This window comes from Nocardia sp. NPDC003183 (assembly GCF_053590715.1).
In genome coordinates this window covers 38,583-58,100 of sequence record NZ_JBSFTG010000016.1, presented here as the reverse complement: position 1 = coordinate 58,100, position 19,518 = coordinate 38,583, and the positions used below count along the sequence as shown (strand labels likewise).

General features: G+C 67.4%; 19 protein-coding genes. 8 read left to right on the top strand and 11 right to left on the bottom strand.

Annotated features, from left to right (window positions below; translation table 11 throughout):
* Positions 1-7 precede the first annotated feature (7 nt).
* Together pheS and ACWDXS_RS30385 are read right to left on the bottom strand one after the other, a co-directional pair.
* Positions 8-1,069: a phenylalanine--tRNA ligase subunit alpha gene (gene pheS / locus ACWDXS_RS30390; RefSeq protein WP_067457595.1), complete on the bottom strand. Its 1,062-nt coding sequence runs from the start codon at positions 1,067-1,069 to the stop codon at positions 8-10.
* Positions 1,070-1,435: 366 nt separating this feature from the next.
* Positions 1,436-2,008: a Uma2 family endonuclease gene (locus ACWDXS_RS30385; RefSeq protein WP_378994145.1), complete on the bottom strand. Its 573-nt coding sequence runs from the start codon at positions 2,006-2,008 to the stop codon at positions 1,436-1,438.
* Positions 2,009-2,499: 491 nt separating this feature from the next.
* Here ACWDXS_RS30385 and ACWDXS_RS30380 point away from each other — a divergent pair, with 491 nt between their 5' ends.
* Positions 2,500-2,964: a hypothetical protein gene (locus ACWDXS_RS30380; RefSeq protein ID WP_387448113.1), complete on the top strand. Its 465-nt coding sequence runs from the start codon at positions 2,500-2,502 to the stop codon at positions 2,962-2,964.
* Here ACWDXS_RS30380 and ACWDXS_RS30375 read toward each other — a convergent pair.
* Positions 2,949-4,382, bottom strand: coding sequence for a DHA2 family efflux MFS transporter permease subunit (locus ACWDXS_RS30375; RefSeq protein WP_378994141.1), 1,434 nt, complete (start codon positions 4,380-4,382; stop codon positions 2,949-2,951). The genes ACWDXS_RS30380 and ACWDXS_RS30375 overlap by 16 nt on opposite strands.
* 102 nt (positions 4,383-4,484) lie before the next feature.
* On the opposite strand from ACWDXS_RS30375, the gene ACWDXS_RS30370 reads away from it, so the two are divergent.
* Positions 4,485-5,057: a TetR/AcrR family transcriptional regulator gene (locus tag ACWDXS_RS30370; RefSeq protein ID WP_378994139.1), complete on the top strand. Its 573-nt coding sequence runs from the start codon at positions 4,485-4,487 to the stop codon at positions 5,055-5,057.
* 6 nt (positions 5,058-5,063) lie between these two features.
* Here the strand turns inward: ACWDXS_RS30370 and ACWDXS_RS30365 are convergent, their stop codons facing one another.
* Positions 5,064-5,930 carry an NmrA/HSCARG family protein gene (locus ACWDXS_RS30365; protein WP_449970948.1) on the bottom strand — a complete coding sequence of 289 codons (867 nt, stop codon included), beginning with the start codon at positions 5,928-5,930 and terminating at the stop codon, positions 5,064-5,066.
* Positions 5,931-6,024: 94 nt separating this feature from the next.
* Between ACWDXS_RS30365 and ACWDXS_RS30360 the strand changes: the two genes are divergently transcribed.
* On the top strand, positions 6,025-6,513 hold the full coding sequence (locus tag ACWDXS_RS30360; protein WP_378994134.1) for a MarR family winged helix-turn-helix transcriptional regulator: 489 nt from the start codon (positions 6,025-6,027) through the stop codon (positions 6,511-6,513).
* Positions 6,514-6,516: 3 nt separating this feature from the next.
* Here ACWDXS_RS30360 and ACWDXS_RS30355 read toward each other — a convergent pair whose 3' ends face one another.
* From ACWDXS_RS30355 to infC, 4 genes are all read right to left on the bottom strand, one after another.
* The gene (locus ACWDXS_RS30355; protein ID WP_378994132.1) at positions 6,517-7,314 is read right to left on the bottom strand and encodes a TrmH family RNA methyltransferase; all 798 of its coding nucleotides are present in this window, start codon (positions 7,312-7,314) and stop codon (positions 6,517-6,519) included.
* A gap of 35 nt (positions 7,315-7,349) precedes the next feature.
* Positions 7,350-7,736 (bottom strand): 50S ribosomal protein L20, encoded by a 387-nt coding sequence (gene rplT / locus ACWDXS_RS30350; protein WP_019046423.1) that lies wholly within the window; start codon positions 7,734-7,736, stop codon positions 7,350-7,352.
* 116 nt (positions 7,737-7,852) lie between these two features.
* Positions 7,853-8,050 carry a 50S ribosomal protein L35 gene (rpmI, locus tag ACWDXS_RS30345; RefSeq protein ID WP_056824456.1) on the bottom strand — a complete coding sequence of 66 codons (198 nt, stop codon included), beginning with the start codon at positions 8,048-8,050 and terminating at the stop codon, positions 7,853-7,855.
* A gap of 30 nt (positions 8,051-8,080) precedes the next feature.
* Positions 8,081-8,812 (bottom strand): translation initiation factor IF-3, encoded by a 732-nt coding sequence (gene infC / locus ACWDXS_RS30340; protein ID WP_449971082.1) that lies wholly within the window; start codon positions 8,810-8,812, stop codon positions 8,081-8,083.
* A gap of 334 nt (positions 8,813-9,146) precedes the next feature.
* Here infC and ACWDXS_RS30335 point away from each other — a divergent pair, with 334 nt between their 5' ends.
* Complete coding sequence (locus ACWDXS_RS30335; protein WP_378637057.1) at positions 9,147-9,488, top strand: DUF1844 domain-containing protein; 342 nt, start codon at positions 9,147-9,149, stop codon at positions 9,486-9,488.
* Positions 9,489-9,954: 466 nt separating this feature from the next.
* On the opposite strand, the gene uvrA is transcribed toward ACWDXS_RS30335, so the two are convergent.
* The gene (gene uvrA / locus ACWDXS_RS30330; protein WP_378994130.1) at positions 9,955-12,927 is read right to left on the bottom strand and encodes an excinuclease ABC subunit UvrA; all 2,973 of its coding nucleotides are present in this window, start codon (positions 12,925-12,927) and stop codon (positions 9,955-9,957) included.
* 228 nt (positions 12,928-13,155) lie between these two features.
* On the opposite strand from uvrA, the gene ACWDXS_RS30325 reads away from it, so the two are divergent.
* On the top strand, positions 13,156-13,788 hold the full coding sequence (locus ACWDXS_RS30325) for a response regulator transcription factor (RefSeq protein ID WP_056824462.1): 633 nt from the start codon (positions 13,156-13,158) through the stop codon (positions 13,786-13,788).
* Between the two features lie 4 nt (positions 13,789-13,792).
* Here the strand turns inward: ACWDXS_RS30325 and ACWDXS_RS30320 are convergent, their stop codons facing one another.
* Positions 13,793-14,575 carry a sigma 54 modulation/S30EA ribosomal C-terminal domain-containing protein gene (locus ACWDXS_RS30320; RefSeq protein WP_378637062.1) on the bottom strand — a complete coding sequence of 261 codons (783 nt, stop codon included), beginning with the start codon at positions 14,573-14,575 and terminating at the stop codon, positions 13,793-13,795.
* A 139-nt stretch (positions 14,576-14,714) separates the two neighbouring features.
* On the opposite strand from ACWDXS_RS30320, the gene ACWDXS_RS30315 reads away from it, so the two are divergent.
* Complete coding sequence (locus ACWDXS_RS30315) at positions 14,715-16,538, top strand: sensor histidine kinase (protein WP_378994126.1); 1,824 nt, start codon at positions 14,715-14,717, stop codon at positions 16,536-16,538.
* A gap of 1 nt (position 16,539) precedes the next feature.
* Here the strand turns inward: ACWDXS_RS30315 and ACWDXS_RS30310 are convergent, their stop codons facing one another.
* Positions 16,540-17,685, bottom strand: coding sequence for a beta-ketoacyl synthase N-terminal-like domain-containing protein (locus tag ACWDXS_RS30310; RefSeq protein WP_449971079.1), 1,146 nt, complete (start codon positions 17,683-17,685; stop codon positions 16,540-16,542).
* A gap of 94 nt (positions 17,686-17,779) precedes the next feature.
* Here ACWDXS_RS30310 and ACWDXS_RS30305 point away from each other — a divergent pair, with 94 nt between their 5' ends.
* Positions 17,780-19,159, top strand: coding sequence for a diguanylate cyclase domain-containing protein (locus ACWDXS_RS30305; protein WP_379317105.1), 1,380 nt, complete (start codon positions 17,780-17,782; stop codon positions 19,157-19,159).
* A 13-nt stretch (positions 19,160-19,172) separates the two neighbouring features.
* Positions 19,173-19,508 (top strand): antibiotic biosynthesis monooxygenase family protein, encoded by a 336-nt coding sequence (locus ACWDXS_RS30300; RefSeq protein WP_449970938.1) that lies wholly within the window; start codon positions 19,173-19,175, stop codon positions 19,506-19,508.
* The last annotated feature ends 10 nt before the right edge of the window (positions 19,509-19,518 follow it).

Below are 19,518 nucleotides of genomic sequence, written 5' to 3'. Positions count from 1 at the left end.
TCTCTCTCTAAGACCGGATACCGAAGGGCAGGGTGAACCGCACATCACCCTCGACGATGTCGCGCATGTCGGCGATGGTGGTCTGGAACTGCAGGGTGCGCTCCATGCCCATGCCGAACGCGAACCCGGAATACACCTCGGGATCGATGCCGCTGGCGATCAGGACCTTCGGGTTGACCATGCCGCAGCCGCCCCACTCGATCCAGCCCGCGCCGCCCTTCTTGTTCGGGAACCACACGTCGACCTCGGCCGACGGCTCGGTGAAGGGGAAGTAGTTGGGGCGCATGCGAGTACGGGTCTCGGGGCCGAACATGGCCTGGGCGAACGCGTCGAGGACACCGCGCAGGTGCGCCATGGTCAGGCCCTTGTCGATCGCCAAACCCTCCACCTGCGAGAACACCGGGGTGTGGGTGGCGTCGAGCTCGTCGGTGCGGAAGGTGCGACCGGGGCACGCGACGTAGATCGGCACCTCGCGCTCGAGCATGGACCGCACCTGCACCGGTGAGGTGTGCGTGCGCAGCACCTGGCGCGAGCCCTCCGGGGCGATGTGGAAGGTGTCCTGCATGGTGCGCGCCGGGTGGTCGGGCAGGAAGTTCAGCGCGTCGAAGTTGAAGTGCTCGGTCTCCACCTCGGGACCCTCGGCGACCTCCCAGCCCATGCCGACGAAGAAGTCGGCGATCTGCTCGGAGATGACGGTGATCGGGTGCCGGGCGCCCACGGGCCGACGACGGGCTGGCAGCGTGACGTCGATCTTCTCGGAGATGAGCACCGCCTGATCGCGCTCGGCCAAGAGCGCGGCGCGGCGCGCCTCGAACGCGTCCGATACCCGCTTACGCGCGACGTTGACCCGCTTACCGGCCTCGGCCTTCTCCTCCTTGGGCACACTGCCCAGACCGCGCTGCGCGAGCGCGATCGGCGACTTACCGCCGATGAAGTCGGTCTTGGCGACCGCCAGCGCATCCAGATCGGCCGCCGCGGCAAACGCCTTCTCGGCCTCCGCCGCCGCTGCCGCGAGTGCCTCCTCGGTCAAAGAGGCGTTTTGCTCGACTCCACTGTTGTCGTCGGCCACGATCTTCTCGACTCTCCCCTGGGGATCGGTTCGCGGGCGCGTCATTGCCATCCCGCATCGGTGCTGCGTAAATCCTATGGGATGGGGTTGACGCGATTCATCCGGATTACTCGCGACGCGATCAGCGCAGGTCGGCAGGGTCGCGAGACAGACCCATCAGCGCACTGGAGGGCGCGGATCCACAGCGCAGGTCACGCGAATTCTCGCTCCCGGTTCCGGCGCGGGTTGTCGTCGACCACGAACCACATGGATGCCACTCGAACATCCTGTGCGGGAAGTTCAGTGGCTCGCGAGCAAACTCGCGCACAGCCTTCGTATGGATCCTGCAATCGCGGCCTGACCGATCTGGTCAGGGGTCGTGCGCGGCTACTCGTCGTATCGGGGCAGGCAGGCAGTGTCGAGGGACAACCCCAGGGGATCGAGGAGGCTGATCGGATCGCCGTATATGCCTTCGATCAGTTCGGCGTAGCCGCCTGCGGCGGGACCGGCGAACAATGCCCAGCGGCCGACGCGAGGGTCGATGACGAGCAGGGCGCGCACGCCCGCCGCGGCGTACCAGCCGTTCTTGCCGTTGATCTGCGCCGCCCGCTCCGACTTCGAGATCACCTCGACGGCGAGTTCGACATCGAGGGGGTCGGCGAGCCAGTCATCGTCGGTGTCCCAGGTATCAGGGAGGATGACCAGGTCGGGAGTGCAGTAATCGTCGTCATCATCGGGCATCGCGATCGAGGTGACCTCATATGCGGCCAGCCCATTCGGCATCGATGCCTCCAACTGCTGACGCAGTCGGCGGATGGAACCCGCGTGTTTTCCACGCGGGGTCGGTGACATCACGAGCGCCCCTCCCAGAATCTCGACACGCAGACCGGTCGCGCGTTCGATCTCCTCGGCGACCTCACGAAGGTTGCCTGGCCGAGGATGCATCGCGGGAAGGGTCATGCGGTCGCTCCATTCGTGCGGACTGCTGTGGTCAACGATACCGCGACCTGGTCGAGCCAGTGATCAACCGGCTCACCGCGGTGACCTGGCAACGAATTCCCCCACGGTCCCCACGGAGCGCTCCGTACCGCGCGATATCGGAGCTGCGCGCGGCGTCGGGTGTTGTGCCCGAATCGGCTGTTTCTCAGGGCAATCGGAAAGCAGTCCGAATTCGAGGGAACCGAATGGGATCGGGGCGCGTCCAAATGAGCAAACACACCAGCGTGTTCGACTCGAGAACAGGACGACTCGATGGCTGAACAGACCGGCGATCCGACGTCTGCGCGGGGGCGGCGTGCTCGACTCACCGCTGCGGGGAGCGGGCTTGCGTTGTGTGGCTTCGGGATTCGGCCCGTGGGGCGGCGTCCGTTCCCGCGTGCGGCGGGGTTGTGCGCGCACCGGCCCGAACAGCAGGCGGCGCCCGAGCAGGGCCAGCACCCGGACAGTGTCGGATGACAGGGCCGAGCGGCCGTCGGGTCACGTCGGCGAGCGCACTGTCCTACGTTCGATTCCAGGCTGCGCAGCCCAATCGACACGGTCGACATCCGGGCGTGTTCGGCCTGGTGAACGGGCTGTGGACCGCAGGGCACCTGAGTGCCGGGGAGGTGCGGTTCCGCCGGGGCGGCAACGATTGGTTCAGCGAGAATCTGACGAATCCGAGTGACGTCGACCCGGGGGTGTACGACCGCGCACGGCATCCAGGTGCCGCCTCGTGGTTCAAGGCGAGCGCGGTGTCGATGATCGAGCGGGTCGAGGGATACCTCGCGATCCTCGACGCGCACGGCGTCGAATGGGAGCGGTTGGACTCCGCCGCACCGGGCACCATCATCTATGACGATGCCGAGCAGGTGGTTGTCGTGCCGTTCGGCGACAACCACCTGCTCAGGGAACCGATCAGCGGCTATCGCGCGGGCTGAGTGTGCCGGGGCAGGAACGCTGCCACCACCGCTGCGCAGGCGACCAGGGCGGCACCCACCCACACCGCAGGGACGAGGCCGTCCACATAGGCCTGGGGGTCGGTGTAGGAGCCGTGGGAGGCGAAGACCGAGGCCAGGACGGCGATGCCCATGGCGACGCCAACTTCGCGAACGGTGCTGCTGATGCCCGACGCCATGCCCTGGTCGGCGGGGGAAGCGCTGGCCATGACGATGGTGGACGAGGGCGCGAAGGTGAGGCCCATGCCGATGCCGCCCAGGACGAACGGGGCGACGAAGGCGAGATAGGGGACGTCGGCGGTGGTGATCATCGCCATCCAGCCGAGGGAGACGGCCAGGCAGAGCTGGCCGATCGCGATGAGGGTGCGGGCGCCGACGCGGTCGACGATCAGGCCGGCCAGCGGTGCGACGACCATCGGGACCATCGTCCACGGCATCGTGCGGATGCCCGACTCCAGCGGTGAGTAGCCCTGGACCACCTGGAAGAACTGGGCGAGCAGGAAGATCGAGCCGAAGACGCCGGACGAGAACCCGAAGGACACGATGAAGCTCAGGCTCAAGCCGCGGGATCGGAACATGCGTAGCGGGAGCATCGGATCGGTGGCATAGGTCTCCCAGACGACGAACGCGACGAGCAGCACGGCGCCGCCGATCAGCGCGGTGAGAACCTGCGGTGCGGTCCAGCCGTCATCGGCACCGTGGATGACACCCCAGACCAGCGCCAGCACGCCACCAGCCGAGAGCAGCACGCCCAAGTAGTCGAGTTTCCGTGCGGCGCCCCGTGATTCGGACAACATGCGGGCAGCGAAGGGCAGCGCCAGCAGACCGATCGGGACGTTGAGCCAGAAGATCCACTGCCAGTTCAGGCCGTCGACCACCGCACCGCCGACGACCGGCCCGACGGCGACGCCCAAGCCGGCGATGCCGCCCCAGATCCCGATCGCGGCGCTGCGCATCTTCTCGGGTACCGCGGCGGCCAGCAAGGTGAGCGACAGCGGCATGACGGCCGCACCACCGACGCCCTGCACCGCACGGGCGGCGATGAGCATCCACGGCTCGGTGGCCAGCGCGCACGCCGCGGAAGCGACGACGAAGATGCCGATTCCGGCCAGGAAGACCCGGCGCCGGCCGATCCTGTCGCCCAGGGCCGACGCCGACAGCAGCAGCGCGGCGAAGGACAGCGTGTAGGCGTTGATGAACCATTGCAGGTCCGACAGTGACGCTCCCAGTTCGGTTTTGATCACCGGGAGGGCGTTCGTCACGACGAGATTGTCCAGCGTGACCATGAACATCGGAATGCCGACGGCGGCGATCACCGCGCCGAGCGGCTTGTTCTTCGCCCCGGAGTTCGGTGGCGTCACGGCGGCTCGCGCGCCGCCGGATTCGAGTGTCTGCGTCATGCCAAACCCTTAGTTGTTATTGACTGATAACTTCCCCGCTTATCGTTATGCATCGACTGATAACATGTCAAGAGGCATTCGAACGAGGAGGCAGTGACGCCCATGACGAGAACCCGGATGACCGCGTCCGAGCGCAGCGCCCAGGTGCTCGAAGCCGCGATCCATGCCTTTGCCGAAACCGGCTATGCCGCAACGAAAACCGATGAGATCGCTCGGCTGGCGGGAGTGTCGCAGCCCTACGTGATCCGCCTGTTCGGAACCAAGCAGCAGCTGTTCATCGCCTGCCTGCTGGAGGTGTGTACGCGCATCGAGCAGGTGTTCCGTGACGCCGAGATCGCCCCCGGCGCCGACACCTCGGAGGCATTGCGCACCCTCGGCCACGGCTTCGATGTCTTCCTGGCCGAACGCGAACTCCCCCTCGTACTGCTGCACGGCGCCGCCGCCAGCGCGGATCCGGCGATCGGCGACCACATGCGGGAGCGATTCGGGCGCATCTATCGCCTGATCGGCGAACTCACCGGCGCCGACACACTGGAATCGCGCCGCTTCGTCGCCACCGGCATGCTGCTCACCATCATGACCGCGATGCAGGTCGCGGGCAGCGACGCGATCACACTCCCCTGGGCCACCGAAATCCTCACCGACCTGCGCAGTGCCACCACCCCCTCGTGCTGAGGCCGGTCAGCGCGCGAGCAGCGCGGACCAGTTCTGCGCATCGGCCCAGTCCGTGAACAAATGCCAGGCGACGTCGGGGTACGCACGACGCAGGCCGCTGACATCGACGTCGAGGCCGACGGTGGCGAAGTAGTCGAACATGGCGGCCAGATCCTCGGAATGGCCGCGAACGTAGTCGAGCGGGACTTCGTGGTGTGCGATCGGACGGTCGAGGGCGACAGCCAGGGCGGCGGCGAGCCGGTCCGGGGTGAGTTCGTCGGCGGCGATGTCGATGCGGCGGCCCGCGAACTCGGCGCGGCGATCGAGGGCGAGCGCGGCGAAGGCGCCGATGTCCTCGGCACAGATCAGCGTGAGCGGGCGATCGGCGGGCATCGGCCAGGCGAAGGTGCCGTCACGGAGGCCGTCGAGGGTCCAGCCGGTGGCGTAGTTGTCCATGAAGGCGGCGGGCGCGATGACGGTCCACGGGACGCCGCTCGCCCGCAGATGCTCTTCGATCGCGAATTTGCTGTCGTAGTGCGGGATTCCGGTGGCGCGGTCGGCATGCGCGGCGGAGGTGAAGACGATGTGGCCGACACGTGCGGCACCGGCGGCATCGATGAGGGTGACGCCGTGGCGGGTTTCGGCGGCGGTGTCGGTGCCGAACGGCGTGGTCACGGCGAAAAGGGAGTCGACACCGGCCAGGGCGACGCCGAGGGAGCCACGGTCGTCGAAGTCGGCGTAGTGGATCTCGGCGCCGAGATCGCGCAACGCCACCGCGGCGGGGCCGTCGGGAAATCGGGTGAGCGCGCGGACGCGGTGACCCAGGGTGAGCAGGGCGCGAGCGGTGGCGCCGCCCTGTGCGCCGGTGGCACCGGTCACGGCGATGGTGAGCATGATGTTTCCTCCGGTATGATTTGCTGTGTGGCACATTAACTGTGTCATGCAGCAATCTATCCGTTTTAACTGCGTCGCGCAGCTGATAAGGAGTGTGATCCGGATTACAGAGCAGAGTCGACGTGCCCGCTACGCGGAGTTGTCGCGCGTCTCACGGCAATACATGGCCTCGTATGTCCTGTTCAATCAGGCAGTCGCCGACCATCTGGGCCTCCACCCCACCGATCTGCAATGCCTGAGCCTGCTCACCGCGGAGCCGCAGCCACTCACCGTCAAACAGATCGCCGATCTGACCGGACTCACCACCGGCTCCGCCACCCGATTGGTCGATCGACTCGAACGCGACGGCTATGTGATGCGCGAACCCGACGCCGAGGATCGCCGCCGGGTGCTGGTCTCCCCCGTACCCGAGCGCGTCGCCCGCGTCACCGCCGTCTGGGACGACCTCGGCGAGGGCTGGGAGGCGCTACTCGACACCCATACCGAGGACGAGCTCGCGGTGATCACCGATCACATGCGCAAGGCCGAGCAGCTCAGTCACACCCAGATCGACTATCTCCGGGGCCGCGCCGCACCGGCGTGAGAACTACCTCGCGTGCTGGACGCGAGCGCTCGCATAGAGGCAGATAGCCGCTGCCGCAGCCAGATTCAGGCTTTCGGCGCGGCCGTGGATGGGGATGCGGATGCGGTGATCGGCGCGGGCGGCGACGGCGGGGTCGAGGCCATGTGCCTCGTTGCCGAAGAGCCAGGCGACCGGTCCGCGCAGGATGTCGTCGGCGGCGTCGAGGTCGACTTCGCCGTTGGCGGCGGTCGCGAGGATCGTCACGCCCGCGGCGGAGATCGCGTCGAGAGTCGCGGTGATGTCGCGGCTGCGGGCCACGGGGACGTGGAAGAGGCTGCCCGCGCTGGCGCGCACGCATTTGCCGTTGTGCGGGTCGACGGTCTCGCCCGCCAGCACCACCCCGTCGGCGCCGACCGCATCGGCGACCCGGATCAGGGTCCCCGCGTTGCCGGGTTCGGCGATCTCCACCGGGACGGCGAGCATCCGTGGGCGACCATCGAGAATCTCACCGAGCGGCACGTCGATGAGTTCGCACACCGCGACCAGGCCGGGCGCCGTGACGGTTTCACCGAGATGTTCGGCGGCGCGATCGCTGACCAAGGTGGTACGGACGCCGTCGGCGGTGGCACCGGCGATCAGCGCGTTCTCACGACCGGCGGCCGCGAGCGAATAGAAGATCTCCCGGACGCGGCCGGTCTCCAGAGCGGCGGACACCGCGTTGGCCCCCTCGGCGAGGAACAGGCCGGACTTGCGGCGCTGGGCCGCGCGCTGGAGCTTGACAGCGGAAACGACCCGCGGATTGCGCTCGGAGAGCGCGTCCACGGGCCGTTCCGACAGATCGCTGTGTGTTGTCAAGCTCAGGCAGCGGTGGCCGGGGCGTTGACGTCGGCCGGCAGCGCGGCCTTGGCGACAGCCACCAGGCCGGCGAAGGCCTCGGCGTCCGAGACCGCGAGCTCGGCGAGGATCTTGCGGTCCACCTCGACACCAGCGGCCTTGAGGCCCTGGATGAAGCGGTTGTAGGTGATGTCGTTCAGACGCGCGGCGGCGTTGATACGAGCAATCCACAGCTTGCGGAAGTCACCCTTGCGCGCCTTGCGGTCACGGTAGGCGTAGGTCAGCGAGTGGAGCTGCTGTTCCTTGGCCTTGCGGTACAGGCGCGAACGCTGGCCCCGGTAGCCCTTGGAGGCCTCGAGGATGGAACGGCGCTTCTTCTGAGCGTTGACGGCCCTTTTGACGCGTGCCACTGTGATAGTCCTTGATCATCTGGGGGCGCGGCGGCGCCCGAATTCGGTAGTTGTCGGCGTCCGGTTATCCCGGCCGCGGAATCGTCGGGTTGCGACGGTCGAGCTGACCGGAGAGGTCAGGCGAGACCGAGCAGCCGCTTCACGCGGGGGACGTCGACGGAAGCGACGGACTCCGTGCCTTCCAGACGACGAGTCCGGCGAGAGGACTTGTGCTCCAGGAGGTGGCGACGGTTCGCCTGCTCGCGAAGCAGCTTGCCCCGGCCGGTCACCTTGAATCGCTTCTTGGCGCCGCTGTGGGTCTTGTTCTTCGGCATGGATTCCTCTATCTAGTCGTTGAAATCGTTTTACTGCGGGTCGGCCGGCGCAGCCTGCTCGGCAGGCGCGGCCTGCTCGACCGGTGCGGCCTGCTCGACCGGTGCGGCCGGGTCTGCACTCGCGGGACCGGTCGGCAGCGGCTGACGTGTCGCCGCCGGCGCCGAAGAGTCCTGCTGGGCCTTCACCCGCGTCTTCGCACCCTTGTGGGGAGCGAGGACCATGGTCATGTTGCGGCCGTCCTGCTTGGCCGAGGTCTCGACGAACCCGAGATCGGCCACATCGGAGCCCAGACGCTGGAGCAACCGGAAGCCGAGTTCGGGACGCGACTGCTCACGACCGCGGAACATGATCGTGACCTTGACCTTGGACCCGGCTTCGAGGAAGCGAACCACGTTGCGCTTCTTGGTCTCGTAGTCGTGGTCGTCGATCTTCGGACGGAGCTTCTGCTCCTTGATCACGGTCTGGACCTGGTTCTTACGGGACTCGCGCGCCTTCTGCGCGGTCTCGTACTTGAACTTGCCGTAGTCCATGATCTTGCAGACCGGCGGACGGGCATCGGGTGCTACCTCGACGAGGTCGAGGTCGGCTTCGAGCGCGACGCGTAGTGCATCTTCAACACGCACGATCCCAACCTGTTCGCCGCCGGGTCCGATGAGACGAACCTCGGGAACACGGATGCGATCGTTGATGCGGGTCTCAGTGCTGATGGGGCCTCCTAGGTCAAGCGGTGTCGTCTTAACGACCGCACGCAATAACTGCAACCCCTGATTCAACACGAAAGCCCCGCTGCGGTATTTCTCCGCGACGGGGCCCGATGTCGACCGATCGCCCACAGCCGATGCCCTCACGAGCTCGGTTGTCGACCCCCGCGCGCCAGGCACACGGGAAACCCACCACAATGAGCGGGTGACCGGGACCGTTTATCCGAACGATGGATCGCCGGTAACGGTGGGAGTCGGGCTCCACTTATCTGCCCCACGGATGCATGACACATCCAGGGGCGGTCGTCAGCGGAAAGTCTAGCATGGCGTTGGGCTATCACCGAATCGGCCGGGCGCGAGCAACCGCGATCGGGCTCGCTATAGCCTGATCAGCATGACTGACGAGCTCGATCCTCCTGTGCGCGACCTGGCCGACATCCCCGCTGTCGAGGTGATCAGCCGGGCCGCCGTGATGCTGATGAGTTCGGCCGCGGAGAAGCTGGGCCTGGCAGGCGAGAACCCGGATTCGGGCGCGGGCGTCGACCTCGACGAGGCGCGCCGGGTGATCACCGCACTGGCCGGACTGGTCACGGCCTCGGTGGAGTACCTCGGCCCGCACGCGGGCCCGATCCGCGAGGGTTTGCAGGCGCTTCAGCGCGCGTTCCGCGAGGCATCCTCGGTACCGGACGCGCCGGGGACGGGACCGGGCGAGAAGTACACCGGTCCGGTGCACTGAGTTCCGCACAACGAAAAGATCCGCCGGCGCAGTGCGTCGGCGGATCTTTTTCTGTGCTGCGAGCGAACGTCGCGACTCAGACCACGGGGGTCGGAGTGGGACCGCCGGGGGTGACCGAGACGGCCGAGCCGGAGGAGATCATGTTGGCGAGTGCGGTGAGCAGCGCCGCGCTTCCGGTATCCATTACAGGCGTTCCTTTCGAATCCAGGTCAGACGGTCGGCTTGGTGGGCTCGTAAGCCAACGATGACCCGCCGGCGAGGAAACCGAGAATCTGGGCGATGAGCGCCGTGGTGGCTTCATCCATGAGGACGTTCCTTTCGAACTACACGACGATCGAGCCGTCGACAAACCGCTACTACCCGGCATTCCGGGGACGGTGAGGCGAATGTTACCCACGGCTGTTTCACTTCGTGGCGCTTTCGGAAAGTCCCTGCCGGAACGTCTCGAAAAGGACGGTAGCCCGGCTCAGCGCAGCGCGGCCGCCTTTCGCGCCAACCGCTTGGCCGCAGTCGTCTCCGCCGGTGCCTTCTTCGCCGGGGCGGCTTTCTTCGCCGCCTTCTTCGCGGCGGGCTTCTTCGGCGCCGGCGCTGCCAGCACCTCCTTCAGGAACTGACCGGTGTAGCTGTCCGACACCCCGGCGATATCCTCCGGCGTGCCGGTGGCGACCACCGTACCGCCGCCGGAACCGCCCTCGGGGCCCATGTCGATGACCCAGTCGGCGGTCTTGATGACGTCGAGGTTGTGCTCGATGACGATCACCGTGTTGCCCTTGTCGACCAGTCCGTTGATCACCTTGAGCAGTTTGCGGATGTCCTCGAAGTGCAGGCCGGTGGTCGGCTCGTCGAGGATGTAGACCGTCCGGCCCATGGACCGTTTCTGCAGCTCGGCGGCCAGCTTCACGCGCTGCGCCTCACCGCCGGACAGGGTCGGCGCGCTCTGGCCCAGCCGCACGTAACCCAGGCCGACCTCGACGAGGGTCTTGAGATAGCGGTGGATCGAGGTGATCGCCTCGAAGAAGTCGGCCGCCTCGTCGATCGGCATGTCGAGGACTTCGGCGATGGTCTTGCCCTTGTAGTGCACCTCGAGGGTTTCCCGGTTGTACCGAGCGCCGTGGCAGACCTCGCACGGGACGTACACATCGGGCAGGAAGTTCATCTCGATCTTGAGCGTGCCGTCGCCCGAGCAGGCTTCGCAGCGCCCGCCCTTGACATTGAACGAGAACCGCCCGGGCTGATAGCCGCGCACCTTGGCCTCGGTGGTGGAGGCGAACAGGGTGCGGATCTTGTCGAAGACGCCGGTGTAGGTGGCCGGGTTCGAGCGCGGGGTGCGCCCGATCGGCGACTGATCGACCTGCACCAGCTTGTCGAGGTTGTCGAGGCCGTTGATCCTGGTGTGCCGGCCCGGCACCTGGCGGGCACCGTTGAGCTTGTTCGCGAGAACGGTGGCCAGGATGTCGTTGACCAGGGTCGACTTGCCCGAACCGGAGACACCGGTGACCGCGGTGAGTACACCCAGCGGGAACGCCACGTCGACATTGCGCAAATTGTGTTCGGTGGCGCCCACGACGGTGAGCTTGCGCTTCTTGTCGATCGCGCGCCGCACCAGCGGCAGCTCGATCTGCTCGCGGCCGGAAAGATAAGCGCCGGTGAGTGATTCGGGCTCGGTCAGCAGCTCCTCATAGGGACCGCTGTGCACCACGCGACCACCGTGCTCGCCCGCGAGGGGACCGATGTCGACCACCCAGTCCGAGGCGCGGATGGTGTCCTCGTCGTGCTCGACGACGATCAGCGTGTTGCCCAGCTTCTTCAACCGCAGCAGCGTCTCGATGAGCCTGCGGTTGTCGCGCTGGTGCAGACCGATCGACGGCTCGTCGAGAACATAGAGGACACCGACCAGACCGGAACCGATCTGGGTGGCCAGCCGGATGCGCTGGGCCTCACCGCCGGACAGGGTCGCGGCCGCCCGCGACAGCGTCAGGTACTCCAGGCCGACGTCGAGCAGGAAACCGAGCCGGGCCTGGATCTCCTTGAGCACCTGACCGGCGATCGCGGTCTCGCGTTCCCCCAGCGTGAGCGCATTCAGGAAGTGCGCGCAGTCGCCGATGGACAGTTCACTGACCTCGGCGATCGACTTGTCGGTGCCGTCCGAGGCCAGGGTGACGGCCAGGATCTCCGGGCGCAGCCGGGAACCGTTGCAGACCGGGCACGCCACATCGCGCATGTACCCGTCGTAGTGCTCTTTCATCTGCTCGGACTCGGTGTTCTCCATGCGCCGCTGCAGGAACGGCATCACGCCTTCGAAATCGGCGTAGTAGGAACGCTTGCGCCCGTAGCGGTTGGTGTAGGACACGTGCACCTGGTCGGAGCTGCCTTCCAGCACCGCCTTGCGTGCCTTCGCGGGCAGATCGCGCCACGGGGTGTCCATCGAGAAGCCGACCGCCTCGGCCAGCCCGGAGAGCAACCGGTTGAAGTACTCGGCGGTCTGCCCGCGCGACCACGGGGCGATCGCGCCGTCGGCCAGGCTCAGGTCGGGGTCGGGCACCACCAGTTCCGGATCGACTTCCTTGCGGATGCCGAGGCCGGTGCAGTCGGGGCAGGCGCCGTAGGGCGAGTTGAAGGAGAACGAACGGGGCTCGAGGTCCTCGATGTCGAGGGGGTGGCCGTTGGGGCAGGCCAGACGTTCGGAGAAACGGCGCTCCCGGTCGTGGGCGTGCTCGTCGCGGTCGACGAAATCGAGCACCACGATGCCGTCGGCCAGGCGCAGCGCGGTCTCGATCGAGTCGGTGAGGCGCTGCTTGGAGGCGGCCTTGACCGAGAGGCGGTCGACGACCACCTCGACGTCGTGCTTCTCCTGCTTCTTCAGCTTCGGCGGATCGGTGAGCGGGTACACCACGCCGTCGACCCGCACGCGCGAGTAACCCTGGGTCTTGAGCTGGTCGAACAGGTCGACGAACTCGCCCTTGCGGGTGCGCACCACAGGCGCCAGCACTTGGAACTTGAGGCCGTCATCCATCGCGAGCACCTGGTCGACGATCTGCTGCGGGCTCTGCTTTTCGATCAGCTCGTGGCAGACCGGGCAGTGCGGCGTGCCCGCGCGGGCGTAGAGCAGGCGCAGGTAGTCGTAGACCTCGGTGATGGTGCCGACCGTGGACCGCGGGTTGCGGTTGGTCGACTTCTGGTCGATCGACACCGCGGGCGAGAGCCCCTCGATGAAGTCGACATCCGGCTTGTCCATCTGCCCGAGGAACTGACGCGCGTAGGCCGACAGCGATTCGACGTAGCGACGCTGTCCCTCGGCGAAGATCGTGTCGAACGCCAAGCTCGACTTCCCGGAACCGGACAGACCGGTGAACACGATCAGGCTGTCGCGCGGCAAATCCAGGTCTACACCTTTCAGGTTGTGTTCCCGAGCTCCGCGCACAGTGAGGCGTTCCGCCACCTGGTGAATCCCTTCTCCATCGTCATCCGCCGACCGGACATATTCCCCCGTCGTCAATGCTAGGCCGGGGGTCCGACAAGTTTCGGTCCGCAGGCGAGCGGCCCCGTCGACCCAGGGCTCTGCGCAGGGGGCGTGACATTTCTCGTTCGCCGACAGGCCCCACGACCGAGATACGCGGATTATGTTGGACCACAAGGGGGGATCGCTCGACATGATGAAGGAGCCGGCGTGCTCGAGGTGTTCCTGGTCGACGACCACGAGATCGTGCGGCGAGGGTTGATCGACCTGCTGGAAGGTGATCCAGAACTCACTGTGATCGGTCAGGCGGGCGGTGTCGCCGAGGCGATGGTGCGCATCCGCGAGGCCCGCCCCGATGTCGCGGTCCTCGACGTGCGGTTACCCGACGGCAACGGCATCGAGCTGTGCCGCAACCTGCTGGCCGAATTCGACGACCTGCACTGCCTGATCCTGACCTCGTTCTCCGACGAGCACGCCATGCTCGACGCCATCCTGGCCGGCGCCAGCGGGTATGTGGTGAAGAACATCGACGGGATGAAACTGGCCGACGCGATCAAGCAGGTGGGCGCGGGCCACTCGCTGCTCGATACCCGCGCCGCCGACGCCCTGCGCGCCCGGCTGCGCCGCAGCGCCGAACCCTCCGGGCCGCTGGCCGGGCTCACCGACCAGGAACGCCGGCTACTCGAACTGCTCGGCGAGGGTCTGACCAACCGGCAGATCGCCGCGCGCATGTTCCTCGCGGAGAAGACGGTCAAGAACTACGTCTCGCGGCTGCTGGCGAAACTGGGTGTCGAACGCCGCACCCAGGCGGCCGTCCTGGCGACGAAACTCCGCGAGCCGTGACGGTTCAGGACGGGACGACGATGGTGAGGTTCCCGTCGTAGCGGCGGTAGAGCAGGTTGCCGCGGCCGGTGTGGCTGTCGGTGAAGAACAGGTAGGGCAGCCCGGCGGCGCACAGCGCGTCGGAGGCCTCGTCCTCGGCGAAGACGGGAGCCGCGTCCTGCACCACCCGGACCGGCATCGCGCTCGCGGTCAACGGCAGCTCGGCCGAGGAGTCCGCCGCGGCGGTGAGCCGCTGCCTGGCCAGCGCGACGCCGTGCGGGTCGGCCCACGTGACGATGGCGTCCTCACCGGTATCGGCGTCGGTGAACAGGTAGGCGTCGTAGTCCATCGCGTCCAGCACGGTGCTGGCTTCCAGCGGCGTTCCGGTCATCAGGGCACAGTCCTTGCGACGGATGATCGGCCGCGTCTCGGTGATCTGGGCCAGCGGCCGACGGGCCGGGTCGGGCCACGCGCCGCGCGCTTCCTTGCCCGCGCGGCGGGCGAGCTGACGGTCGAGCCGTTCGGCGGCGAAGGTGACCGCGAAACCGCCGGGGCCGGTGACCTGGACACGGGTGAAGGTGTCGTTGGTACGGATATTGGCCTGCACCAGGGTCGGCTCGTCGTACCCCTGCGGCGCGGTGACGCGCACCCTGGCCGGACTGTCGAGATGATGCCTGCGCATCACGCGGGTGATGGCCCGAACAGCACGGGTGACGTCCTGGGCCGGCACTTCGCCACGCGTGGTCACGGCGAGCTCCGGGTCCGCGGCGGTCGTCCAGTGCTGGGTGCTCGACAACGAATTCATCATGTGCCCCACTTCTCGATCCCAATTCCCGGTGCCCAATGCCACCACTACCGCCGGTGCGAGTGAAGGGCCGAAAGTCCCCTCATTGCGGACTAGACTTTGCTTCGACTCACTCGAGGAGCTGCGAAGACGGGGTACTGCGATGGCGAACGACGGTCGGGGCGGCCGCTATTCGGCTGACCAGACGGTGTCGCGGCAGATGTTGCGCAGCCTGCTCGGCGAGGTCGCCGACCGGGTCGAAGTGATGATCGGTTCGCGCGATCGGATGGACGGCCTCGTCGAGGCCATGCTCACCGTCACCGCGGGTCTGGACCTGGACGAAACCCTGCGCACCATCGTGCGGACCGCGATGAGCCTGGTCGACGCCCGCTACGGCGCGCTGGCGGTCCGCGGCCACGATCAGCAGGTCGCGCAGTTCATCGACGAGGGCATGCCGGATCAGATCCGCGACCGGATCGCGCGATTACCCGCGGGCCACGGCGTACTCGGCGCGGTGTTCGCGCACAAGGCGCCGCTGCGGCTGGCCGATCTCACCCAGCACGAATCCTCGATCGGGTTTCCGGCGGGACATCCGCCGATGCACACGTTCCTCGGTGTGCCCGTACGCATTCGGGACGAGGTGTTCGGCAGTCTCTATCTGACCGAGAAGTCCGACGGTCAGCCGTTCACCGAGGAAGACGAAGTCCTGGTACTGGCGCTGGCGGCCGCCGCGGGCATCGCGGTCGACAACGCGCGACTCTACGAGCAGGCACGCACCAGGCAGGCGTGGATCGAGGCGACGCGCGATATCGCGACGGAATTCCTGGCCGGTACCGAATCCGATCGGGTGCTCGGTCATGTGGTCGATCACGCGCGCGGGCTCACCGGATCGCATCAGGCGTTTCTCGCCTCGGTGCCGGTGCCCGACGAATTGCCCGGCGAGATCAGCGAATTGGTGGTCACCCAGTGGACCGGCCCCGATGCGGGCCAGGACTGGCAGACCATCCCGATCGCGGGGACGGTGGTGGGCGACGCCTTCAGCAGACGCACACCGCTGCGCTTCGACGACGTGTCGCAGGTGACACTGGGCGTCGAGTTCCCCGTGGCCGAATTGCCCGGAGCCGGACCGGCTCTCGTGCTGCCGCTGTGCACCCCCGATGCCACCCTCGGCGTCCTGGTGACGTTCCGGCCGCCGGGTTTCGCGCCGTATTCCGACGAGATGCTCGAGCTGACGGCGGCCTTCTGCGATCAGGCCGCGCTGGCGGTGCGGCTGGCCGACGCGCAGCAGCGGATGCGCGAACTCGACCTCGTCGCCGACCGCGACCGGATCGCGCGCGACCTGCACGACCATGTGATCCAGCGCCTGTTCGCGATCGGCCTCACCGTGCAGGCGACCCTGCCCAAGGCAGTGGTTCCCGAAGTGCGGCAACGGCTTTCGACGGTGATCATGGATCTGCAGGAGGTGGTGCAGGAGATCCGCACCTCCATCTTCGATCTGCACGCCAGCGGCTCCGGTCACAGCGAAGGGCTGCAGCAGCGCCTCGAGGTGGCGATCCGTCGCCAGACCTCCGATATCGCCCTGCGCGCGACGATCCAGGTGTCGGGCCCGCTGTCGGTCCTCGATCCGCAGCTGGCCGACCACGCCGAGGCGGTGGTGCGCGAGGCGGTGAGCAACGCGGTGCGCCACTCCGGTGCCGACACCGTCGCCATCGTGATCGAGGTGGCCGACGATCTGGTGATCACGGTGTCCGACAACGGCTGGGGCATTCCGAACCACGTCATCCGCAGCGGGCTGCGCAATCTCGAGCAGCGCGCGCAGGAGGCGGGCGGGTACTTCGAGGTCGGTCCGGCGAAACGCCCCGACGCCGACGGCAACCACCCCGAGATGCCGGGCACACAGCTGCGCTGGGCGGTGCCCCTGCCCCAGGACGCGCCGACGACCGGCGGATTCGCCCTCGCCGCCGGACCCGAGACGGGCGAGGATTGAGTCAGGCCGCGGCCAGGACCACGGCGGCGTTGTTGCCGCCCATTCCCATCGACAGTTTCAGCGTCGCGCCGTCGAGCAGCGGGGTCGGGCCGTTGAGCAGTCGCGGGTGCGCGGTCGCCACAGCCGGCGCCGACGCGACGATGCCGCGCTCGTAGGACAGGGAGATCGCGGCGACTTCGACCGCCGCGCAGGCGCCTTGACAGTGCCCGGTGAGCGGTTTGAGCGCGGCGATGGCGGGCCGGTCGTCGAAGACGGTGCGCAGCACGTCGCGTTCGGCGGCATCGCACTGCCTGGTCCCGGTGCCGTGCGCGTTGTAGTACGCCACGTCGCCGGCGTCGATCCCCGCGTCGGCCAGAGCGCGCCGGACGCAGGCGATGATCTGGGTGTGGCTGGGATCGACCGAGACGACATGGAAGGCGTCGTTGGTCATCGCGCCGCCGAGCAGCCGCGCATAGGGCCGCTCGACCGCGTCGGTGAGCAGCAGCGCCACCGACGCCTCGGCCATCGTGAAACCGAGGGTGCCCTCCTGAAAGGGCCTGCAGGCGGTGAACGGGTCGGCATCGGCGATCGCGGCGCCCAGACCGACGAAATGTTCGAGCATGTCCGGGGTGGCCGACAGGTCGGTGGTGATGCACAACACATCGTCGACCAGACCCGCGTCACGCCACATCTTCGCCGTCAGCAGCGCGACAGTGCCCGAACTGCACGCCGCCGACACGTTCATCGCGGGCCCGTGGAAACCGAACTCCTGCATCACCACCGAAATGGGTGTCGACGGCAGCATCCGCAGATAGTCGCGTGAGCGCCGGTGGCCCTCGTCACGACGGTAGAAATCGCGCCAATCGGCGACATCGCCCAGGGTGAACGCGTGCACGAGGCCGACGGTGCGCCCCTCCCGGCGCCACCCGCGTTCCTGCGCGTCGGCGATCGCCTCGGCGGCCGCGGCGAACACGGCACGCCCGAACAGACCGGTTCCGTAGGCTGCGTCACCACCGTCGGGAATCAGCCCGACCCAGGCGTGCTGATCACGTCCGGGCCCGTAACCGGGGTACAAACGGGCTGCCGGTTTGCACCCCAACAATCCCTGCCACAGCGATTCCCGACCCCACCCGTAACCGGAGACAACACCCATGCCGGCGATCGACATAGAATCGAGGCGGTGGGTCATGCCGCCCGTGAGCACATCCAGTGTCACATCGCTCCTCGCGGATCTTCATGAAGGATCACCAGACTAGTCCGGTATGCCGTTCGCAGACCAGGCCGAGATCGGGGGTTTCGCAGTGGGAGAAGGAAGGACCGACGCGGCGAGCGCCGAGCAGCTCGCGCAGCGCTACCGGTCGCTGGTCGAACACACTCCCGATGCCATCTGTGTGCACGAGTCGGGGACGATCGTCTACGTCAATCCGGCGATGGTTCGCCTGCTCGGCGCCCGTTCGGTGGACGACCTGCTCGGCTTGTCGATCACCGACTTCGTCCATCCCGATTCCGTCGCGGCCATGCTCGAACGGATCGATCAGCTCACCGCCGAGGGATCGGCCTCGCCGCCCACCGACATGGATCTCGTCCGGGTGGACGGGCGCACGGTGCCGGTGCAGACCGTGTCGGTGCTCACGGTGTGGCAGGAGAAGCTCGCGTTCCAGGTGGTCGTGCACGATCTCACCGCCCAGCGCGCGGCGGAGGCGTCGGCGCGGCAGGCGGAGGCGTATTTCACCACCGTGGTGTCGCAGCTGGAAGAAGGCGTGCTCGTCGTCGATCGGCGCGGTCGCCTCGAATCGATCAACCCCGCAGGCAAACGCATACTCGGCATCGCCGCGGAGGCCGAGCCGGTACTCGGACTGCACATCGACGAACTGCCCATGAAAATGCTCGACCGCGACGGCCGGCCACTCGCGCCCGACCAGCATCCGATGGCGCGCACCCTCGCGACGGGAGAGGCGGTGACCCAGTTCATTTTCGGGGTCGAGCGCACCGACGGGCAGCTGGTATGGCTGTCGTGCAACTGCCGATTACTCAATCCGGACAGCCCGGAGTCGGCGGGGGTGTCCTCGTTCGCCGACATCACCGCGTTCCGGGCCAGCAAGCGCCAGCTCGAGTACCAGGCCACCCATGACGCGCTGACCGGGCTCGCGAATCGTTCCCTGATCCTGTCGCAGCTGTCCACGGCGCTGGCCGACGACGGCGGCACGCTGATCACCACGGTGCTGTTCATCGACCTCGACGGCTTCAAAGCGATCAACGACACCCTCGGGCACGCCATCGGCGACACGGTGTTGCAGATCGTCGCCCAGCGGTTGCAACAGGCGTTGCGCACCGAAGACCTGGTCGGGCGGCTCGGGGGCGACGAATTCCTGGTGTTGCTGGCCGGTCATCCGCAGCGCGCCGACCTGCCCGCACTGGTGGAGCGCCTGCGCGTGAAGATGGCGGAACCGATCATCGCCAGCGGTCACCGTCTCGAGGTGAGCGCCTCGGTCGGCATCACCGAACTCGGCCCGCACGAGCGGCGCACGCCCGAAGCCGTGCTGCACGACGCCGACCTGGCGATGTACCGCGACAAGCCGTCGGCCCATCGTGAGCTCGGTCTCGGTCAGAATCGACGCTCGAACAACACCCACGCCTCCTGACAGACTGGTCGGCGTGATCGTCGAACACGCGCTGTTACCCGTTCGCCCCGGCGCCGCCGCCGCTTTCGAAGCGGCCTTCGCGCAGGCGTATCCGATCATCGCGGGAATGCCCGGTTTCGGTGGGTTGTCGTTGTCGCGCTGTGTCGAGCGGCCCGACTGCTTCCTGTTGCTGGTGCGCTGGGAGCAGCTGGCCGACCACACAGTGGGATTCCGCGAGTCACCGGAATATCAGCGCTGGCGTGCGCTGTTGCACCACTTCTACGAACCTTTCCCGGTGGTCGAACACTTCACGCCGATCCTCGGCAACGAAGTGTTCCCGGTCGCGGCGGCCCTGCCCGCGGACACGTAGACTCGACAAC